At 54.7% G+C, this 14,655-nt stretch carries 14 protein-coding genes; 10 read left to right on the top strand and 4 right to left on the bottom strand.

The genetic code is table 11. From position 1 onward, the window contains the following. Positions 1 to 78 precede the first annotated feature (78 nt). The 9 genes from PSTEL_RS16610 (at position 79) to PSTEL_RS16570 (ending at position 9,419) form a co-directional block, all read left to right on the top strand. Positions 79 to 729: a redox-sensing transcriptional repressor Rex gene (locus tag PSTEL_RS16610; RefSeq protein WP_038696993.1), complete on the top strand. Its 651-nt coding sequence runs from the start codon at positions 79 to 81 to the stop codon at positions 727 to 729. Beyond that, positions 719 to 2,020 carry an amidohydrolase gene (locus tag PSTEL_RS16605; protein WP_038696992.1) on the top strand — a complete coding sequence of 434 codons (1,302 nt, stop codon included), beginning with the start codon at positions 719 to 721 and terminating at the stop codon, positions 2,018 to 2,020. Before PSTEL_RS16610 ends, PSTEL_RS16605 begins: the two co-directional genes overlap by 11 nt. 66 nt (positions 2,021 to 2,086) lie before the next feature. Continuing rightward, the gene (locus PSTEL_RS16600; protein ID WP_038696991.1) at positions 2,087 to 2,605 is read left to right on the top strand and encodes a cell wall elongation regulator TseB-like domain-containing protein; all 519 of its coding nucleotides are present in this window, start codon (positions 2,087 to 2,089) and stop codon (positions 2,603 to 2,605) included. 262 nt (positions 2,606 to 2,867) lie between these two features. Then, a complete protein-coding gene (locus tag PSTEL_RS16595) occupies positions 2,868 to 3,401 on the top strand; it encodes a hypothetical protein (protein ID WP_038696989.1) in 534 nt (177 codons plus the stop codon). Next, positions 3,394 to 4,896, top strand: a complete 1,503-nt coding sequence (locus PSTEL_RS16590) for an AAA family ATPase (protein WP_038696987.1) — start codon at positions 3,394 to 3,396, stop codon at positions 4,894 to 4,896. The genes PSTEL_RS16595 and PSTEL_RS16590 overlap by 8 nt, the downstream gene beginning before the upstream one ends. Positions 4,897 to 5,031: 135 nt before the next feature. Continuing rightward, a complete protein-coding gene (locus tag PSTEL_RS16585; RefSeq protein WP_038696985.1) occupies positions 5,032 to 5,904 on the top strand; it encodes a 3-hydroxyacyl-CoA dehydrogenase family protein in 873 nt (290 codons plus the stop codon). Beyond that, positions 5,901 to 7,106 carry an acetate/propionate family kinase gene (locus PSTEL_RS16580; RefSeq protein ID WP_038696983.1) on the top strand — a complete coding sequence of 402 codons (1,206 nt, stop codon included), beginning with the start codon at positions 5,901 to 5,903 and terminating at the stop codon, positions 7,104 to 7,106. Before PSTEL_RS16585 ends, PSTEL_RS16580 begins: the two co-directional genes overlap by 4 nt. Before the next feature lie 240 nt (positions 7,107 to 7,346). After that, positions 7,347 to 8,642 carry an asparagine--tRNA ligase gene (asnS, locus tag PSTEL_RS16575; protein ID WP_038696981.1) on the top strand — a complete coding sequence of 432 codons (1,296 nt, stop codon included), beginning with the start codon at positions 7,347 to 7,349 and terminating at the stop codon, positions 8,640 to 8,642. Positions 8,643 to 8,672: 30 nt separating this feature from the next. Next, a complete protein-coding gene (locus PSTEL_RS16570) occupies positions 8,673 to 9,419 on the top strand; it encodes a DnaD domain protein (RefSeq protein WP_038696980.1) in 747 nt (248 codons plus the stop codon). Between the two features lie 173 nt (positions 9,420 to 9,592). On the opposite strand, the gene proC is transcribed toward PSTEL_RS16570, so the two are convergent. The 3 genes from proC to proB are packed head-to-tail and all read right to left on the bottom strand — an operon-like array spanning position 9,593 to position 12,925. Beyond that, positions 9,593 to 10,483, bottom strand: a complete 891-nt coding sequence (gene proC / locus PSTEL_RS16565) for a pyrroline-5-carboxylate reductase (RefSeq protein WP_038696978.1) — start codon at positions 10,481 to 10,483, stop codon at positions 9,593 to 9,595. A gap of 29 nt (positions 10,484 to 10,512) precedes the next feature. Continuing rightward, a complete protein-coding gene (locus tag PSTEL_RS16560) occupies positions 10,513 to 11,760 on the bottom strand; it encodes a glutamate-5-semialdehyde dehydrogenase (RefSeq protein ID WP_038696976.1) in 1,248 nt (415 codons plus the stop codon). A 58-nt stretch (positions 11,761 to 11,818) separates the two neighbouring features. After that, positions 11,819 to 12,925, bottom strand: coding sequence for a glutamate 5-kinase (proB, locus tag PSTEL_RS16555; protein WP_038696974.1), 1,107 nt, complete (start codon positions 12,923 to 12,925; stop codon positions 11,819 to 11,821). A gap of 425 nt (positions 12,926 to 13,350) precedes the next feature. Between proB and PSTEL_RS16550 the strand changes: the two genes are divergently transcribed. After that, complete coding sequence (locus PSTEL_RS16550) at positions 13,351 to 13,533, top strand: hypothetical protein (protein ID WP_038696972.1); 183 nt, start codon at positions 13,351 to 13,353, stop codon at positions 13,531 to 13,533. Positions 13,534 to 13,672: 139 nt separating this feature from the next. Here the strand turns inward: PSTEL_RS16550 and PSTEL_RS16545 are convergent, their stop codons facing one another. Next, positions 13,673 to 14,584, bottom strand: coding sequence for a LysR family transcriptional regulator (locus PSTEL_RS16545; RefSeq protein WP_038696970.1), 912 nt, complete (start codon positions 14,582 to 14,584; stop codon positions 13,673 to 13,675). Positions 14,585 to 14,655 lie beyond the last annotated feature (71 nt).

Below are 14,655 nucleotides of genomic sequence, written 5' to 3'. Positions count from 1 at the left end.
TCTTGACGTAATAGCCTAAGGCTGGACTTTGAGAGGTTTTGGGATGAAAGGCACCGATATCGATTAGGAGGAGAACTCATGAAATCGGACAAAATATCAGAGGCCGTTGTACGCAGGCTGCCTGTATACCTGCGCTTTCTGAACGACCTGCACCGGCGCGAAATCTCCACAGTCTCTTCTCAGGAATTGGGCCAGCGTCTGGATTTGAACCCTGCCCAGATTCGCAAGGATCTTGCCTATTTCGGAGATTTCGGAAGAAAAGGCATCGGTTATGATGTAGCTTATCTGATCGAGAAAATCCGTCATATTCTCAAGCTGGACCAGCCGATCAATGTTGCTCTGGTCGGAGCCGGTAACCTCGGCCACGCGCTGTCCAACTATAACGCCTATTTGAAAGACACGATGAAAATTACGGCTGTCTTCGATTCCTACCCGCCGAAGGTCGGAACCAAAATCAATACGCTGACCGTGCAGCCGATGGAAGAGCTGTCCAAGACCGTACGCGAACAGGGCATCCGGATTGGCATCATTACCGTGCCGGACCAGGAAGCGCAGAATGTGGCCAATATACTGATTGAATCAGGTATCGAAGCCATCCTTAATTTCGCTCCGGTCATCCTGAAGACCCCGCAAGAGGTTCGTGTGCACGCAGCCGATTTTACAACAGATCTGCAGAGCCTTGCCTATTATCTGCATGACGGAAAGGACGAAGAACAGGATGAGCGATAAGTGGATCGTCCGCGGCGGCAAATTTGTCGTGCCCGGAGATGATAAGCCCGCCGTGATTGGCGGAGATATGATCGTGGAGAATGGGGTAATCACATACATAGGAGAAGCATTGAATGCTGTTCCCGAGGGCGTGGAGACATTCGATGGCAGCCGGCTGCTGTTCATGCCCGGCTTGGTCAATACACATGGTCATGCGGCGATGTCGCTGCTTCGCGGTTATGGGGACGACCTCGCACTGCAAATCTGGCTGCAGGAGAAAATGTGGCCAATGGAAGCGAAATTCACCGGAGATGACGTCTACTGGGGAAGCGCGCTGTCCGTACTGGAAATGCTGAAAGGCGGCACGACCACCTTCCTTGATATGTACGATCATATGGACCGGGTGGCCGAGGTGGCGGAGAAATCCGGCATTCGCGCCGTGCTGATGCGCGGCGTCATTGGACTGTGCCCGGAAGAGGTGCAGCGTCAGAAGCTGGCGGAAGCCGTTGCCTTTGCCAAAGATTATCACGGAAGCGCAGGGGGACGGATTACAGCGATGATATCGCCGCACTCCCCGTATACTTGTCCGCCTGATTTCTTCGAGAAATTCGTTCAGGCCGCGCATGATTTGGACCTTCCTCTGCATACCCACATGTCGGAGACCCGCCGTGAAGTGGAGCAGAATGAGGCGGATTTCGGGCTGCGTCCCGTCGCTCATCTGGAGAAGCTCGGCATGTTCACCCGGCCGTCACTGGTGGCGCATGGGGTGCATCTGAATGACGAGGAGATTGAAATTCTGGCCCGTTATCAGGTCGGCGTCTCCCACAATCCGGGAAGCAATCTGAAACTGGCGAGTGGAGTCGCGCGGGTTCCCGAGCTCCTTAAGGCGGGCGTTACGGTTTCCTTGGGAACGGACGGTCCAGCGAGCAACAATAATCTGGATATGTTCGAGGAAATGCGTCTGGCTGCCTTGATTCATAAAGGGGTCTCCGGCGATCCGACGGCTGTGCCTGCGAGTGAAGCTCTGCGTATGGCTACAGAGTATGGAGCGAAGTCTATCTTCCTGGATCAGATAGGCAAGCTTGCGCCCGGAATGAAGGCGGATTTTATCGCCCTGGATATTGACCAGCCGCATCTGCTGCCGCATACGGATCTGGTATCACATGCCGTATACTCGGCAAGCGCCAAGGACGTCGAGCATGTATGGGTAGATGGCAAGCAGGTTGTGAAGCACGGCCTCTGCCTGACGCTGGATGAGGAAGAAGTCCGCCGCAAGGCGCAGGAAGCATTTGAGGGACTGCTCAAAAGGTAGCCTGTGCTTGTCTATGCCTGTCTGGTAACGACGGGAACCTAAACCTCACAGAAGGAGAACAGCAAGTTGAGAACTAGGAGAAAATGGATTCTGTACGGGATCTTTCTGGCCGTGCTCTTTCTGTTCGCCCTCTATCAATTCTTCGCCTACGTACTGAGGGATCAATGGAATGAGCGTAGCGCGGCCGAAGCTGCCGCAGACAGCGCAGCGGGGCTGACAGAGATTGATAGTGTCCGGAAATCGGTGTGGGACGCGAACTCCATCTACTGGGTCGTCAGCGGCAAGAATGCATCCGGAACGGATATGATGGTCTGGGTGCGTTTCACAGAGGATGGCAAGCCGGCCGGCGGACAGAACGGCGTATACGCCCAGGAGGTCTCCAAAGGCGTCTCCGAGAAGAAGATGAGGCAGCTGATCGAGTCCTCAATTCCCGGCGTTCAAATCAAACGTCTGCTTGCCGGCGCGTATAACGGAGAGTATGTCTGGCAGCTTTTTTGCAAAGAGAATGACAAGTATTATTACCGGTTCTATCGGTTCTCGGACGGACAGCAGATTGGTGAAGGCTACTCCTTGCCCAGTCGTTGACCATTACTCTGCTCAAATTAAAACCTTCAAGCCGCTTGCGGCCTGAAGGTTTTTTGGGTTTTCCTTAGATTTTGAGAATACAATAGGCAGAAAATAGAAGGTAAAATTTTAAATATTATTCACAAATCAATCGTCCTCGTATATACTCCTATGATATACTACTAGATGTATTAAGGCGCGACAAAAAATGTCGGTCACATAATGACGACATGACGACAGGTATAAGGATTCGTTCGTTGTATCTCAGAGAGGAGGACGCTGTTTGAAACTTCGTCTAATGCCTGTACTGCTGACCGCAGTGCTGACTGCTGCCGTCCTGTTCGGCGGCTGGTTCCTGTATCGGGAGTTCGCCGTCCAGGAGCCGCTTGAAAAAATCGTCAGCAGCTACAAGGGAGTCAATGCCTCCCAAGTCTCTATTAACCGCAGTGAAGTCAATTTGAAACTTGATTTGCAGCCAGGCACTAAATTGCGTGAGCTGGTCCAATATATTGAAACGGAAGGCAAGACTATAATCGGGAGCCGCACCGTGAAGCTTGATGTAACGCAGCATTCCAACCAGACACTTGACGATTACTGGAACAAGGCGCTGTTCTCGGTGGCTGAGGCTATGGAGAGCGGCAAGTATACGCTGATTCCCGAGACGCTTAATGATCTGTCGAAGGAGTTCACAGGTGTTCAGGCGACAACGGAAATTGACGATAACAATGTATATGTAAGTCTATCGGACGGCAAGGAGAGCAAGTTCATCATCCTGCCGCGCCAGGCTGAGAAGCTGGGGGTATGGAACAATGCCTAAATGGACCAAGGAAATCATCATCGGATTCGTACCTGTACTGCTTATTTTTCTGGCTTTTCTCGGCCTCAATATTGTGCCGGTAATTATCGCGGCCGTCATGGTCGGTGGCTTGCTGTTCATTACGCATATGCGGGGCGGAATTGCCGTTAATGCAGGTGCGGAAAAGAAGCGCAAAAAGGCCGGCCCTGCGAAGCTGACCTTTGAGGAAATCGGCGGCCAGGACAACGCGAAGCAGGAGCTGCGCGAGGCGCTCGACTTCCTGATCCGCCACGAGGAGATCAGCAAGTTCGGCATCCGTCCTCTGAAGGGCATCCTGCTGACCGGCCCTCCCGGAACCGGCAAGACATTGATGGCCAAAGCCGCTGCTCATTACACCAATTCCGTATTTGTGGCAGCATCGGGCAGTGAATTTGTGGAGATGTACGTGGGTGTCGGCGCCGGCCGCATTCGCGATCTCTTCAAGGATGCCCGGAGCCGAGCGGCGAAGGAGAACAAAGAGAGCGCCATTATTTTTATCGATGAAATCGATGTTATCGGAGGCAAGCGTGAAGGCGGCCAACAGCGGGAATACGACCAGACGCTGAACCAGCTCCTTACCGAGATGGACGGCATCTACAATTCCGATACGCCGCGTATTCTGCTCATCGCTGCGACGAACCGCAAGGAGATGCTGGACTCGGCGCTGCTGCGCCCTGGACGGTTCGACCGTCATATCCAGGTGGATATGCCCGACAAGAAGGGCCGCAAGTCAATTCTGGAGCTGCATGCCAAGAACAAGCCTCTGCACGAAAGCGTCAATCTCGACAAGATCGCCGAGGAAGCCTATAATTTCTCCGGCGCCCAGCTTGAGAGCGTCATGAACGAAGCCGCCATTTACATGATGCGTGAAAATCTGACGCAGGTGGAGCACCGGCATCTGGCGATGGCGATCGACAAAGTGATGATGGGCGAGAAGACGGACCGCGAGACCAATCAGGAAGAGAAGAAGCGCGTGGCGATTCACGAGCTTGGACATGCCATTATGGCGGAATCGCTGCGTCCGGGAAGCGTCAGTCAGGTTACACTGACTCCGCGCGGACAGGCACTAGGTTATGTAAGACATAATCCGCAGCAGGAACAGTACTTATATACTAAGGAGTTTTTGGAAGAGCAGATTATGATCGCACTGGGCGGCGCCGCAGCCGAGGAAATTTTCTACGGCGGACGCAGCACAGGCTCCCGTGGAGACTTTGACCAGGCGCTCGGCATTGTGGAGATGATGATGAAATCGGGCCTGACATCGCTTGGCATCGCCAAGCTTGAAATGGTCACGACCGAAGAAATCATGAAAGAGAATACCAGCATCCTGGACGAACTGATGAGCCGCACACGGGACATCCTTGAGAACAAACGGAATATCTTCGAGTATTCCCTGGATATCCTCATGAAGGAAGAAGTGCTGTCCGGCGATCAATTTCGTTGTCAATTTCGTGACAGTGTACTTTTACCGGCATAATTCTTTATGCCGGTTATTTTTTTTTACTTTTCCGGCATGCTAAGATATTATTATATGTCGGAGTATGTTGTTTTTTCGACAGAAAAATAGGTCCTGCAACAATTGCAGAGATACCTGAAAGGATGGAGGCTTTTTATGAATTTCAAAAAAATCGGTGTCATCGGCGGAGGCACGATGGGACAAGGGATTGCCGAAATGCTGGCAGCCAAGGGCCTGGATGTGCTTCTCGTGGAGAAGACGCCGGAGAAATTGGACTATTCCTACAGCATGATTGAGACAAGTCTGGACAAACAGTTGGAGAAATGGGCAATTACCCAAGCAGAGAAGAAGCTCATTCTCGGCCGTATCCAGAAAGTCACTCACTTCGCCGAACTCAGCGCCTGCGATATGGTCATAGAGACGATTATCGAGGATCTGGAGGAGAAGAAGAAAGTATTCAATCAGCTTGACCAGGTATGTCCGAACAATATTATTCTCGCCAGCAATACATCCACGCTCAGCTTGACCGAGCTTGCCAGCTCGACCATGTACCCGGAGCGTGTAATTGGCATGCACTTTATTTATCCGGTGGCCAAGGTTGACGTTGTCGAACTCGTACGCGGCCTGAAGACTTCCGATACCACTTTTGAGAATACCAAAGCATTCGTCGACGAAGTTGTCGAGAAGAAAGGCGTAATGATTTATGAATCCCCGGGATTCGTAACTTCACGCCTCATTTGCCTGTTCATCAACGAAGCGATGCATGTGCTTCAGGAAGGCGTCGCATCCGCCAAAGATATCGACGATGCCATGCGCGTTGGCTACCAGTTCCAATATGGTCCGCTTGAAATGGCCGACCGTTTCGGCCTGGATTCGGTTCTTGCCGCCCTGGAACGGATGTTCCGCGAGTTCGGCGAGCTGAAATACCGCCCTTCGACGATTCTGAAGAAGATGGTTCGCGCAGGACAACTGGGAATGAAATCGGGCGAAGGCTTCTTCAAGTATGACAAGGATGGTGACCGCATATGAAAGTTCTCGTAATTAACGCAGGTTCTTCTTCGCTGAAATATCAGCTGTACGATATGACGGATGAATCCGTTCTGGCAAAAGGGCTGGTGGAGCGCATCGGGATGGACTCCTCCATCTTGACGCATAAGCCGACAGGCAAGCAGGAATTTACGGAGGTCAGCGAAATTCTGGAGCATACAACAGCGATCCGGAAGGTGCTGTCCGCCCTGACCGATAAAGAGCATGGCGTGATCGATTCCATCGGCGAAATCAACGCCGTGGGCCATCGGGTTGTGCACGGCGGCGAGGTCTTCAAGAAATCGGCTCTCGTTGACGGTCCTGCCAAATCGGAAATTCGCCGTCTGTTTGACCTGGCGCCGTTACATAACCCGGCAGCCGTTATGGGGATTACCGCTTCGGAAGTCAATATGCCGGGCGTGCCGCAGGTTGTCGTATTCGACACCGCGTTCCACCAGACGATGCCGGAGAAGGCTTATATGTATGCCATTCCGCGCGTTCTGTACAATAAGTACAAGGTTCGCCGCTACGGCGCGCATGGCACGTCCCATGACTTCGTCAGCAAGGCCGCTGCCGAGTTCATCGGACGTCCGGTTGAAGATCTTAAGATCATTACCTGCCATATCGGCAACGGTGCCAGTGTAACAGCTGTGCAGGGAGGCGTCTCGGTGGATACGTCCATGGGCATGACTCCGCTGGAAGGTCTCATGATGGGTACGCGAAGCGGAGACATCGACCCGGCTGTCGTTCCTTATGTTATGAACAAGGAAGAGCTGACGCCTGGCGAAGCAAGCTCGATGCTGAACAAGCACAGCGGTCTGCTCGCGATCTCCGGCACAAGCAGTGACATGCGCGACATCATCGACGGTTACGAGAAAGGCGAGCCTAACTCGACCCTGGCCTTTGAAATGTATGAATACCGGCTTCGCAAGTACATCGGTTCCTATGTGGCAGCGATGGACGGCGTTGACGTCATCGTCTTCACAGCCGGCGTCGGCGAGAATGCCTCGCTGCTGCGGGAGAAGGTTCTCAGCAACCTGACCTTCCTCGGCATCGAGCTTGACCGCGAAGCCAACAAGGTTCGCTCCGGCGATCCTCGCCGCATTTCGACTGCGGGCTCCAAGGTGGAAGTTCTCGTCGTTCCGACGAACGAGGAACTCGTAATCGCCCGCGATACGCTTCGTATCGTGCAAGCGCAAGGATAAAGAGTTACAATCGAATATAGGCGGAAAATTAACAGCCAAAGGCCTTCGGCCTTTGGCTGTGGAATTTTTCGGAATATAATAAGGTTTAAGCTTCCGCTTCATAACAGGCCTAGTATTCCTGGTAAACGCCCGTCGTTGTTTAAGACGCCGCCAGACGTTTATTGTTGGAATAGTCCGGTCACCGGATCTGAGGTCTGATACAGGCTTATCACCGCATTTTACAGAGGAGAGATTGAGGGCATGGCTAACAAAACAGTGATCAGAGGCGTAAAGGATCATGTCGGCGAAAGCGTCGTCATCGGCAGCTGGGTGAACAACAAGCGTTCCAGCGGTAAAATCCAGTTCCTGCAGCTTCGGGACGGCACCGGTTACATTCAGGGTGTTGTTGTGAAATCGGAGGTTCCGGAGGAGGTCTGGGATGCGGCGAAAAGTCTGACTCAGGAGAGCTCCTTATATGTAACCGGGATCATCCGCGAGGAGCCGAGAAGCCAGTCAGGTTATGAAATGACCGTTACAGGCATCGAGATTTTGCATCTGACCGAGAACTATCCGATTACCCCGAAGGAGCATGGCGTCGATTTCCTGATGGATCACCGTCATCTGTGGCTCCGTTCCTCCAAACAGCGGGCGATTCTGGTGATCAGGGCGGAGATCATCCGGGCGGTTCAGGAGTATTTTGACATAAACGGCTTCACGCTGGTCGATCCTCCGATTCTGACTCCGACATCCGCTGAAGGGACAACCAATCTGTTCCATACCAAATATTTCGAAGAGGACGCTTATCTGACCCAGAGCGGCCAGCTCTACATGGAAGCCGCAGCGATGGCGCTCGGACGCGTGTATTCCTTCGGTCCGACCTTCCGGGCTGAGAAGTCGAAGACGCGCCGCCATCTGATCGAGTTCTGGATGATCGAGCCGGAAATGGCGTTCACCGAGCATGAGGAGAGCCTCCGCGTCCAGGAGGAATTCATCAGCCATGTCGTGCAATCCGTGCTTAAGAACTGCCGCGTGGAGCTTGAAGCCGTCGGCCGCGACGTCTCGAAGCTGGAGAATATCAAGGCGCCGTTCCCGCGGATTACGTATGACGATGCGATCGAGTTCCTGCACAGCAAGGGCTTCGATATTCCGTGGGGCGAGGACTTCGGTGCGCCGCATGAAACCGCGATTGCGGAGGAGTACGACAAGCCGGTCTTCATTACCCACTATCCGGCGGGCATCAAGGCTTTCTACATGAAGCCGGACCCGAACCGTCCGGAGGTTGTGCTCTGCGCGGATATGATTGCGCCGGAAGGCTACGGCGAAATTATCGGGGGCTCGCAGCGCATCGACGATCCGGAGCTTCTGGAAGAACGTTTCAAGGAGCATGAGCTGTCTCTGGAGACGTACAAATGGTACATGGACCTTCGCACCTACGGCTCCGTACCGCATTCCGGATTTGGCCTTGGGCTGGAGCGGACGGTCGCGTGGATCTGCGGTCTTGACCATGTGCGGGAGACGATTCCGTTCCCGCGGACACTGTACCGTCTCTATCCTTAATATCAAGTATACGAAAGCGAGGAGCCGCTTATGGACAGCAGAGAAGGAAACGGCTGGGCTCACGGCCTGTCCTTCGGGCTGCAGAGCGGAATGGCTGTAATTCCCTACGCGCTGCTTACCTTTTACAGGAAGCTGAATCTGACCGGCAGCGAGACGCTGCTGCTCATTCATCTGCTCTCCTTCCGTCAGGTGGAGGGCAAGGAATTTCCATCGCTGGAGGAGCTTCAGGCCGTGACCGGCCGGAGCGCCTCCGCGATTGCCGGCGAGCTGCAGAAGCTGATCAAAGAAGGCTTTCTGCGGATTGAGGCGGGCAGCGATGACGGACTCGGGCTGCATTATGAACGGTACGACTTCTCGGTGCTGTACGATAAGCTGGGTCAGTACCTGGCTGATCAGCGGGCTGCGGGGTCTGCGGAGAATGGCAAGTCGGGACAGTCGGCGGGAAGAGCCGCTATGCAGCCCAAGAACGGCGCTGCGGCTGCCACAGCCGGCAAGGGGATCGACCCGGCGGAAGAGGAGACACCCAGTCTGTTCGTCGTGTTCGAACGGGAATTCGGACGCCCGCTGTCCCCGATGGAATTCGAGACGATTGCGGGCTGGCTGGACCAGGACCGGTATCCGGAGGAATTGATCCGGCTTGCATTGAAGGAATCGGTATTTGCGGGCAAGGTCTACTTCCGTTATATCGACCGCATCTTGCTGGAATGGAGCCGTAACCGGGTGAAAAATGCCCAGGATGTCAAAGCGTACTCCCAGCGGTTCCGTGGGGGAAGCTGAACCGGCTCTGGCGGTATCGGCGGCCATATTGGCCGGACGACCGGCGCTAGCCAGAAGACTGGTGCATAGCTGGAAGAACGGCGCATAGCCGGAAGTCCGGCACATAATAAAAAAGCAGCTTTCGGGATGATTCCCGGAAGCTGCTTTTTTGATGTATGCCTTAACAAGAGCAATCAACTCTCTTCGGTTTCCTTGTCCTTCGCAAGCTCTTGATCGAGCGCTGCGCCCATTTCACGGGACCGTTCAGCGCAGCGGCTTACCGCCGCAATGATGGTTTCGAAGAAGTTGCCTTTATCGAGCACTTCCAGCGCAGCCTGCGTCGAGCCGCCGGGCGAGGTTACTTTCTTGCGCAGGGCGGCAGGCTCTTCGCCAGTCTGCTGTACCATCCGGGCTGCCCCAAGGACCGTCTGGATCGTCAGCTCGGCGCTTTGTTCCTTGGTCAGTCCGCCCCGGATTCCGGCGGCGATCATGGCTTCCATCATGTAATAGATGTAAGCCGGACCGCTGCCGGAAATTCCGGTCAGCGTCTCCATGCGCTCTTCATCGATTACGGCGGTGATGCCGACCGCCTCGAAGATGTTGAGCGAAAGCCGGCGCTGCTCCTCGGACACTTCCTTCGAGAAGGCGATTCCCGTTGCTCCGAGGCCAATGGAACTGGAGGTGTTCGGCATGGTGCGTACAACCGGCTGCTTCCGGCCGAGCAGTCCCTGAATCGTGCGGATGGACAGCCCCGCAATGACCGAGACAATAAGCTGGTTATCCTTGAGGATCGGCCCAAGCGCACGAAGCGCCGCGGCCGCATCTTTGGGCTTCATGGCTAGCACGATAATCGGGGCGGAAGCCAGATAGTCGTCCTTCTGAGCCGGATCGTTGCTGCCGGTAACGCCGTATCTGGATCGAAGCTCGGCTAGACGTTCGCTGTTGCTGCGGTTCAGCATGACGATATGATCCGCATGGACGACGGAGCGTGCGATCAGGCCGCGAACGATGGCTTCTGACATCGAGCCTGCGCCGTGAAAGACGATCTGGTCCTGAATAAGCGGTTTGGCAGTTTGTTGACACATGGTCTGGATTTCCCCCTATCGGATAAAAATTATTTCCGGATTTGTCCGTTCCCGTAGATTTTGTATTTGACTGAGGTCAGCGCCGGCAGGCCCATCGGTCCGCGCGCATGCAGCTTCTGGGTGCTGATCCCGATCTCTGCGCCGAAGCCGAATTCGAAGCCGTCGGTAAAGCGAGTGGAGGCGTTATGGTAGACGGCGGCAGCATCCACATCATCCTGAAACCGCTCGGCATTCTCTTCGTTCTCCGTTACGATGCATTCGGAATGCTTCGTGCCGTATTTGGCAATATGCTCCAGCGCTTCGTCAATATCGTCGACTACTTTGACATTAAGAATATAATCGTTATATTCCGTAGCAAAATTCTCCTCGGTCACAGGCAGCGCCCACGGAATGAGAGTACGGGTACGGTTGCAGCCACGAAGCTCGACTCTTGCGTCCCTGAAGGCTTCTCCCAGGGCAGGCAGATGCTCACCGGCGAACGTGCGATGAACAAGCAGCGTCTCCATCGAATTGCAGACCGAAGGACGCTGCGCCTTGGCGTTGAGCGCGATTGCTTCCGCCATAGCAGGGTCGGCGCCTTCATCCACATAAGTGTGGCAGATTCCGGCTCCAGTCTCGATAACCGGAACAGTCGCATTCCGGACGACGTTCTGGATAAGCGAGCTTCCGCCGCGCGGAATGATCACATCGAGCAGTCCATTCAGCTTCAGCATTTCATCAACCGAAGCGCGGTTTGGATCCTCGATCAGTTGGAGCGCTTCGGGCGGCATGTTGGTCTCTGCAAGAGCGGCATGCAGCACCTCGACGATTTGGCGGTTGGTGTATAGAGCGGCTGAGCCACCGCGAAGGACGACGGCATTGCCTGTCTTCAGGCATAGTCCGGCGGCGTCGACCGTTACATTCGGGCGGGCTTCGTAAATAATGCCGATGACGCCGAGCGGAACCCTGATCTTCTCAATGATCAGGCCGTTTGGACGTTCCAGCGTCTCCAGCGTGTCGCCTACGGGATCGGGAAGAGCTACAATCTGACGGAGTCCTTCGGCAATGGCTTCAATCCGGGCGGCGTTCAGCGCCAGCCGGTCGAGCATGGATTCCGGTGTACCGTTCTCTTTTCCGCGTTCCAGATCCTTTGCATTGGCTGCAATAATGGCGTCTGCATTTTGCTGCAGCGCATCGGCCATGGTCAGCAGCGCTTCGTTCTTCTGCGCAGTAGTCAGCTTGCCGAGCGCGGTGACCACACTCTTGGCAAGCTCCGCTTTCGCAACGACTTCACTCATCATCGTTCCCCCTTTTCATCATTCCATCCGGTATCTGCCTTCTGATATCCGGCGGCGTTCAAGCCAGCGTAATCCATTCATCCCGATGTATAACCTCGAGCCGGTGGATTTCCTCGCCAAGACGCTCGAAAACTTCCTTGCCGGGAAGCCCCAGGATGCCGCGGAGCTGGGTGTCGTCATAGTTCACGATTCCGCGGCCCAGAAGCTTGCCCTCGGGCCCAAGCACTTCCACGACGTCGCCGGCGTGAAAGCTGCCCTGCACCTCTTTCACGCCTACAGGAAGCAGGCTGTGCCCGCCGTGAACCAGAGCTTCTTCCGCACCGGCGTCGACAATCAGCGAGCCGAGCGGGGTGGACATAAAGCCGAGCCACTGCTTCTTGACGGGCATGGAGGAGAGGGTGGTGGCGAAGTAGGTGCCTTTACCCTCGCCCTGTGCTGCAAGAAGCAGATCCCCGGATTCGATGACCCGTCCGATGAAGACGGGCACGCCGCCCCGGGTGGCGATTTTGGCGGCGTCGATCTTGGATCGCATGCCGCCAGTGCCTACGGCTGTTCCGGCTCCGCCCGCAATGGCATATATCTCTGGCGTGATCTCTTCAACGAGCCGGTAGCGTTCGGCATCCGGGTTATGCCGGGGATCGCTGCTGTACAGGCCGTCGATATCGGTAATAACGATTAGCCGTGAGGCTTTAAGAAGATTGGCGACCAGCGCCGACAGCGTGTCATTGTCGCCGAATTTCAGCTCGTCGACGGACACGGTATCGTTCTCGTTGAAGATCGGAATGACACCTTGACGCAGAAGCTCCTCGACCGTCATCACGGCGTTGTTCATTGCCCGCCTGCTCCGGAAGTCGGTGCGTGTCAGCAGAATCTGGGCGGCAGTCAGTCCGTGGCTGGAGAACGCCTCCTGGTAAGCCTGCATCAGGAGCGCCTGTCCGACGGCCGCCGCCGCCTGCTTCTCGTGCAGCAGCTTGGGACGAACCTGATAACCGATGCTCCGGAAGCCTGCTGCAACCGCTCCGGAAGTTACAAGCAGAACTTCACAGCCGCTGCGGCGGAGGTGAGCGATTTCCGAGGCGAAGTAGGCTACCGACTCATGGTTCAGCCCGCCTTCCGCCGAAGTCAGGGAGCTGCTGCCGATTTTGACAACTAAACGTGTGGTCATCTGTTTCACTTCCTATTTCTATCGGTATATAACAGCAAAAAAAGCTTCCATCCTAAGACTGAGCAAAGGACGAAAGCTTGGGTTCACTTCCGCGGTACCACCTTCATTGATGAGGGATCATCCGACTTAAACCTCGTAACGAGAGGGTTTCGTCCTGCAGGGCAGGCCGTTCGGGGGTAGGGTTCAGATCGCCGGCCGCGGTAAATTCTTTCAGCCTGTCGGAATTTACTCTCTGTCGCAGCTTGATGCGCTCTTACTGGTCCCGTCAACACGTTTTCCTATTTGACAACTAGAATACCATGCGAAGGCAGGTTTGCCAAGTCAGTTCCACCCCATATGACGCAAAACCGCTTCGTTCCGGCAGGTTATTCTTGCTCCAATCGGGTAAAAATAGGGGGAGTCCGTGATCAGGAGGTGGATTCTTAATGACAGAGGATAAACAGCTGGAACAACACCGCGAGGAGCTGGAGCAGCAGACGGAGATCATGCGCGATTTTATCGAGGACAAGACAGGAATACCGAAGCGCAGAGGTCCGGTCAGTGAGGAGACAGGCAGGGTGCCGGATATGCAAAACCACATGACTGCCGTCCATAATCGCCAGGATTAAGCGAACAGGAGATATGAAGCAGACCGTCCTTTGCTAATACAGCAGAAGGACGGTTTTTTTGCCTGAGATCCGATTTTTGTCTGAAACTTTTTGTCTGAAAATCCTATATTCGCCTGAGATCCCGTTCTTGCTCTAAATTCTATTCACGGGCCAGATCGGCAACCATTGACTGGAAGGTATCAATAAAGGCTTCGGCAGCCTTTGATAAATAACGCCCCTTGCGGTAAGCGATGACGAGCGTGCGGCTCGGAGCGGGCTCGGCCAGTGGGAGGTAGACAGGAACGAACTCGCTGCGCGGGGCTCTGGAAATAAACCGGGGAACGAGCGTGACGCCCATGCCCGCTGCAACAAGCGATTGCACCGTCTCCATATTATTGCTCTCAAACACGACGGATGGCTCGAATCCGGCATCCCGGCACAGATCCATTGTAATCTTACGGAAGCCCTGGCCTTCTTTCAGCACAATAAAAGCTTCATTCTTCAGTTCCCCTATAGAAGTCCGTGTTCCGGTTTCGGCCCTGAAGGCGAGCCGATGCTCCGGAGGGACTGCCAGATCGATCCGTTCCTCTCCCAGAACCTTATAATCCAGTGTCGGTATTTCTAGCGGAAGCGACAGAAGGCTGAGATCGCTCTGTCCGCTGGCGGTCAGCTTCTCCAAATTCAGGGAGGAGTCTTCGAGCAGCGCGATTTCAATACTCGGATACTTGCTCTTGAATACCGGCAGCACATATGGCAGCAGATGGGCTCCCGTTATCGCCATGCTGCCGACGACGACTCGGCCGCTTCTTAGCTCGGAGATGTCGGTCATTTCCTGCCGCAGAAGCTCCACCGCATTGATGATGGTTTGGGCCTGCTCCACAAATTTCACCCCCGCATGCGTAAGCTCAACCGCGCTGGTATTCCGCTGGAACAGCATGACGCCCAGCTCTTTCTCCAACTTGGCAAGCTGCTGGCTGAGCGAAGGCTGTGCAATATGAAGCTTCTCGGCCGCCCGCGAGAAATTCCGTTCGCTTGCGATTTGCAGCACGTACTGCAGTTGTCTGAATTCCATGATCCCTGCCCCTTTATAATATCTCTTATAAGAGTAACCTAATTGAATGAGGATAAACGATATGCTTGTGA

The organism is Paenibacillus stellifer, from assembly GCF_000758685.1.
GTDB lineage: Bacteria > Bacillota > Bacilli > Paenibacillales > Paenibacillaceae > Paenibacillus_AQ > Paenibacillus_AQ stellifer.
Note: the sequence above shows the minus strand (reverse complement) of the source record. Positions and strands in the feature narration are given on the sequence as shown.

Excerpts from the sequence above, each read along its gene's own strand:
- PSTEL_RS16605 (WP_038696992.1), top strand. The coding sequence starts at position 719 with ATGAGCGATAAGTGGATCGTCCGCGGCGGCAAATTTGTCGTGCCCGGA.
- PSTEL_RS16570 (WP_038696980.1), top strand. The coding sequence starts at position 8,673 with ATGGACAGCAGAGAAGGAAACGGCTGGGCTCACGGCCTGTCCTTCGGG.
- PSTEL_RS16545 (WP_038696970.1), bottom strand. The coding sequence starts at position 14,584 with ATGGAATTCAGACAACTGCAGTACGTGCTGCAAATCGCAAGCGAACGG.
- PSTEL_RS16610 (WP_038696993.1), top strand. The coding sequence starts at position 79 with ATGAAATCGGACAAAATATCAGAGGCCGTTGTACGCAGGCTGCCTGTA.
- PSTEL_RS16585 (WP_038696985.1), top strand. The coding sequence starts at position 5,032 with ATGAATTTCAAAAAAATCGGTGTCATCGGCGGAGGCACGATGGGACAA.
- PSTEL_RS16580 (WP_038696983.1), top strand. The coding sequence starts at position 5,901 with ATGAAAGTTCTCGTAATTAACGCAGGTTCTTCTTCGCTGAAATATCAG.
- PSTEL_RS16590 (WP_038696987.1), top strand. The coding sequence starts at position 3,394 with ATGCCTAAATGGACCAAGGAAATCATCATCGGATTCGTACCTGTACTG.
- proC (WP_038696978.1), bottom strand. The coding sequence starts at position 10,483 with ATGTGTCAACAAACTGCCAAACCGCTTATTCAGGACCAGATCGTCTTT.
- proB (WP_038696974.1), bottom strand. The coding sequence starts at position 12,925 with ATGACCACACGTTTAGTTGTCAAAATCGGCAGCAGCTCCCTGACTTCG.
- PSTEL_RS16550 (WP_038696972.1), top strand. The coding sequence starts at position 13,351 with ATGACAGAGGATAAACAGCTGGAACAACACCGCGAGGAGCTGGAGCAG.
- PSTEL_RS16560 (WP_038696976.1), bottom strand. The coding sequence starts at position 11,760 with ATGAGTGAAGTCGTTGCGAAAGCGGAGCTTGCCAAGAGTGTGGTCACC.
- asnS (WP_038696981.1), top strand. The coding sequence starts at position 7,347 with ATGGCTAACAAAACAGTGATCAGAGGCGTAAAGGATCATGTCGGCGAA.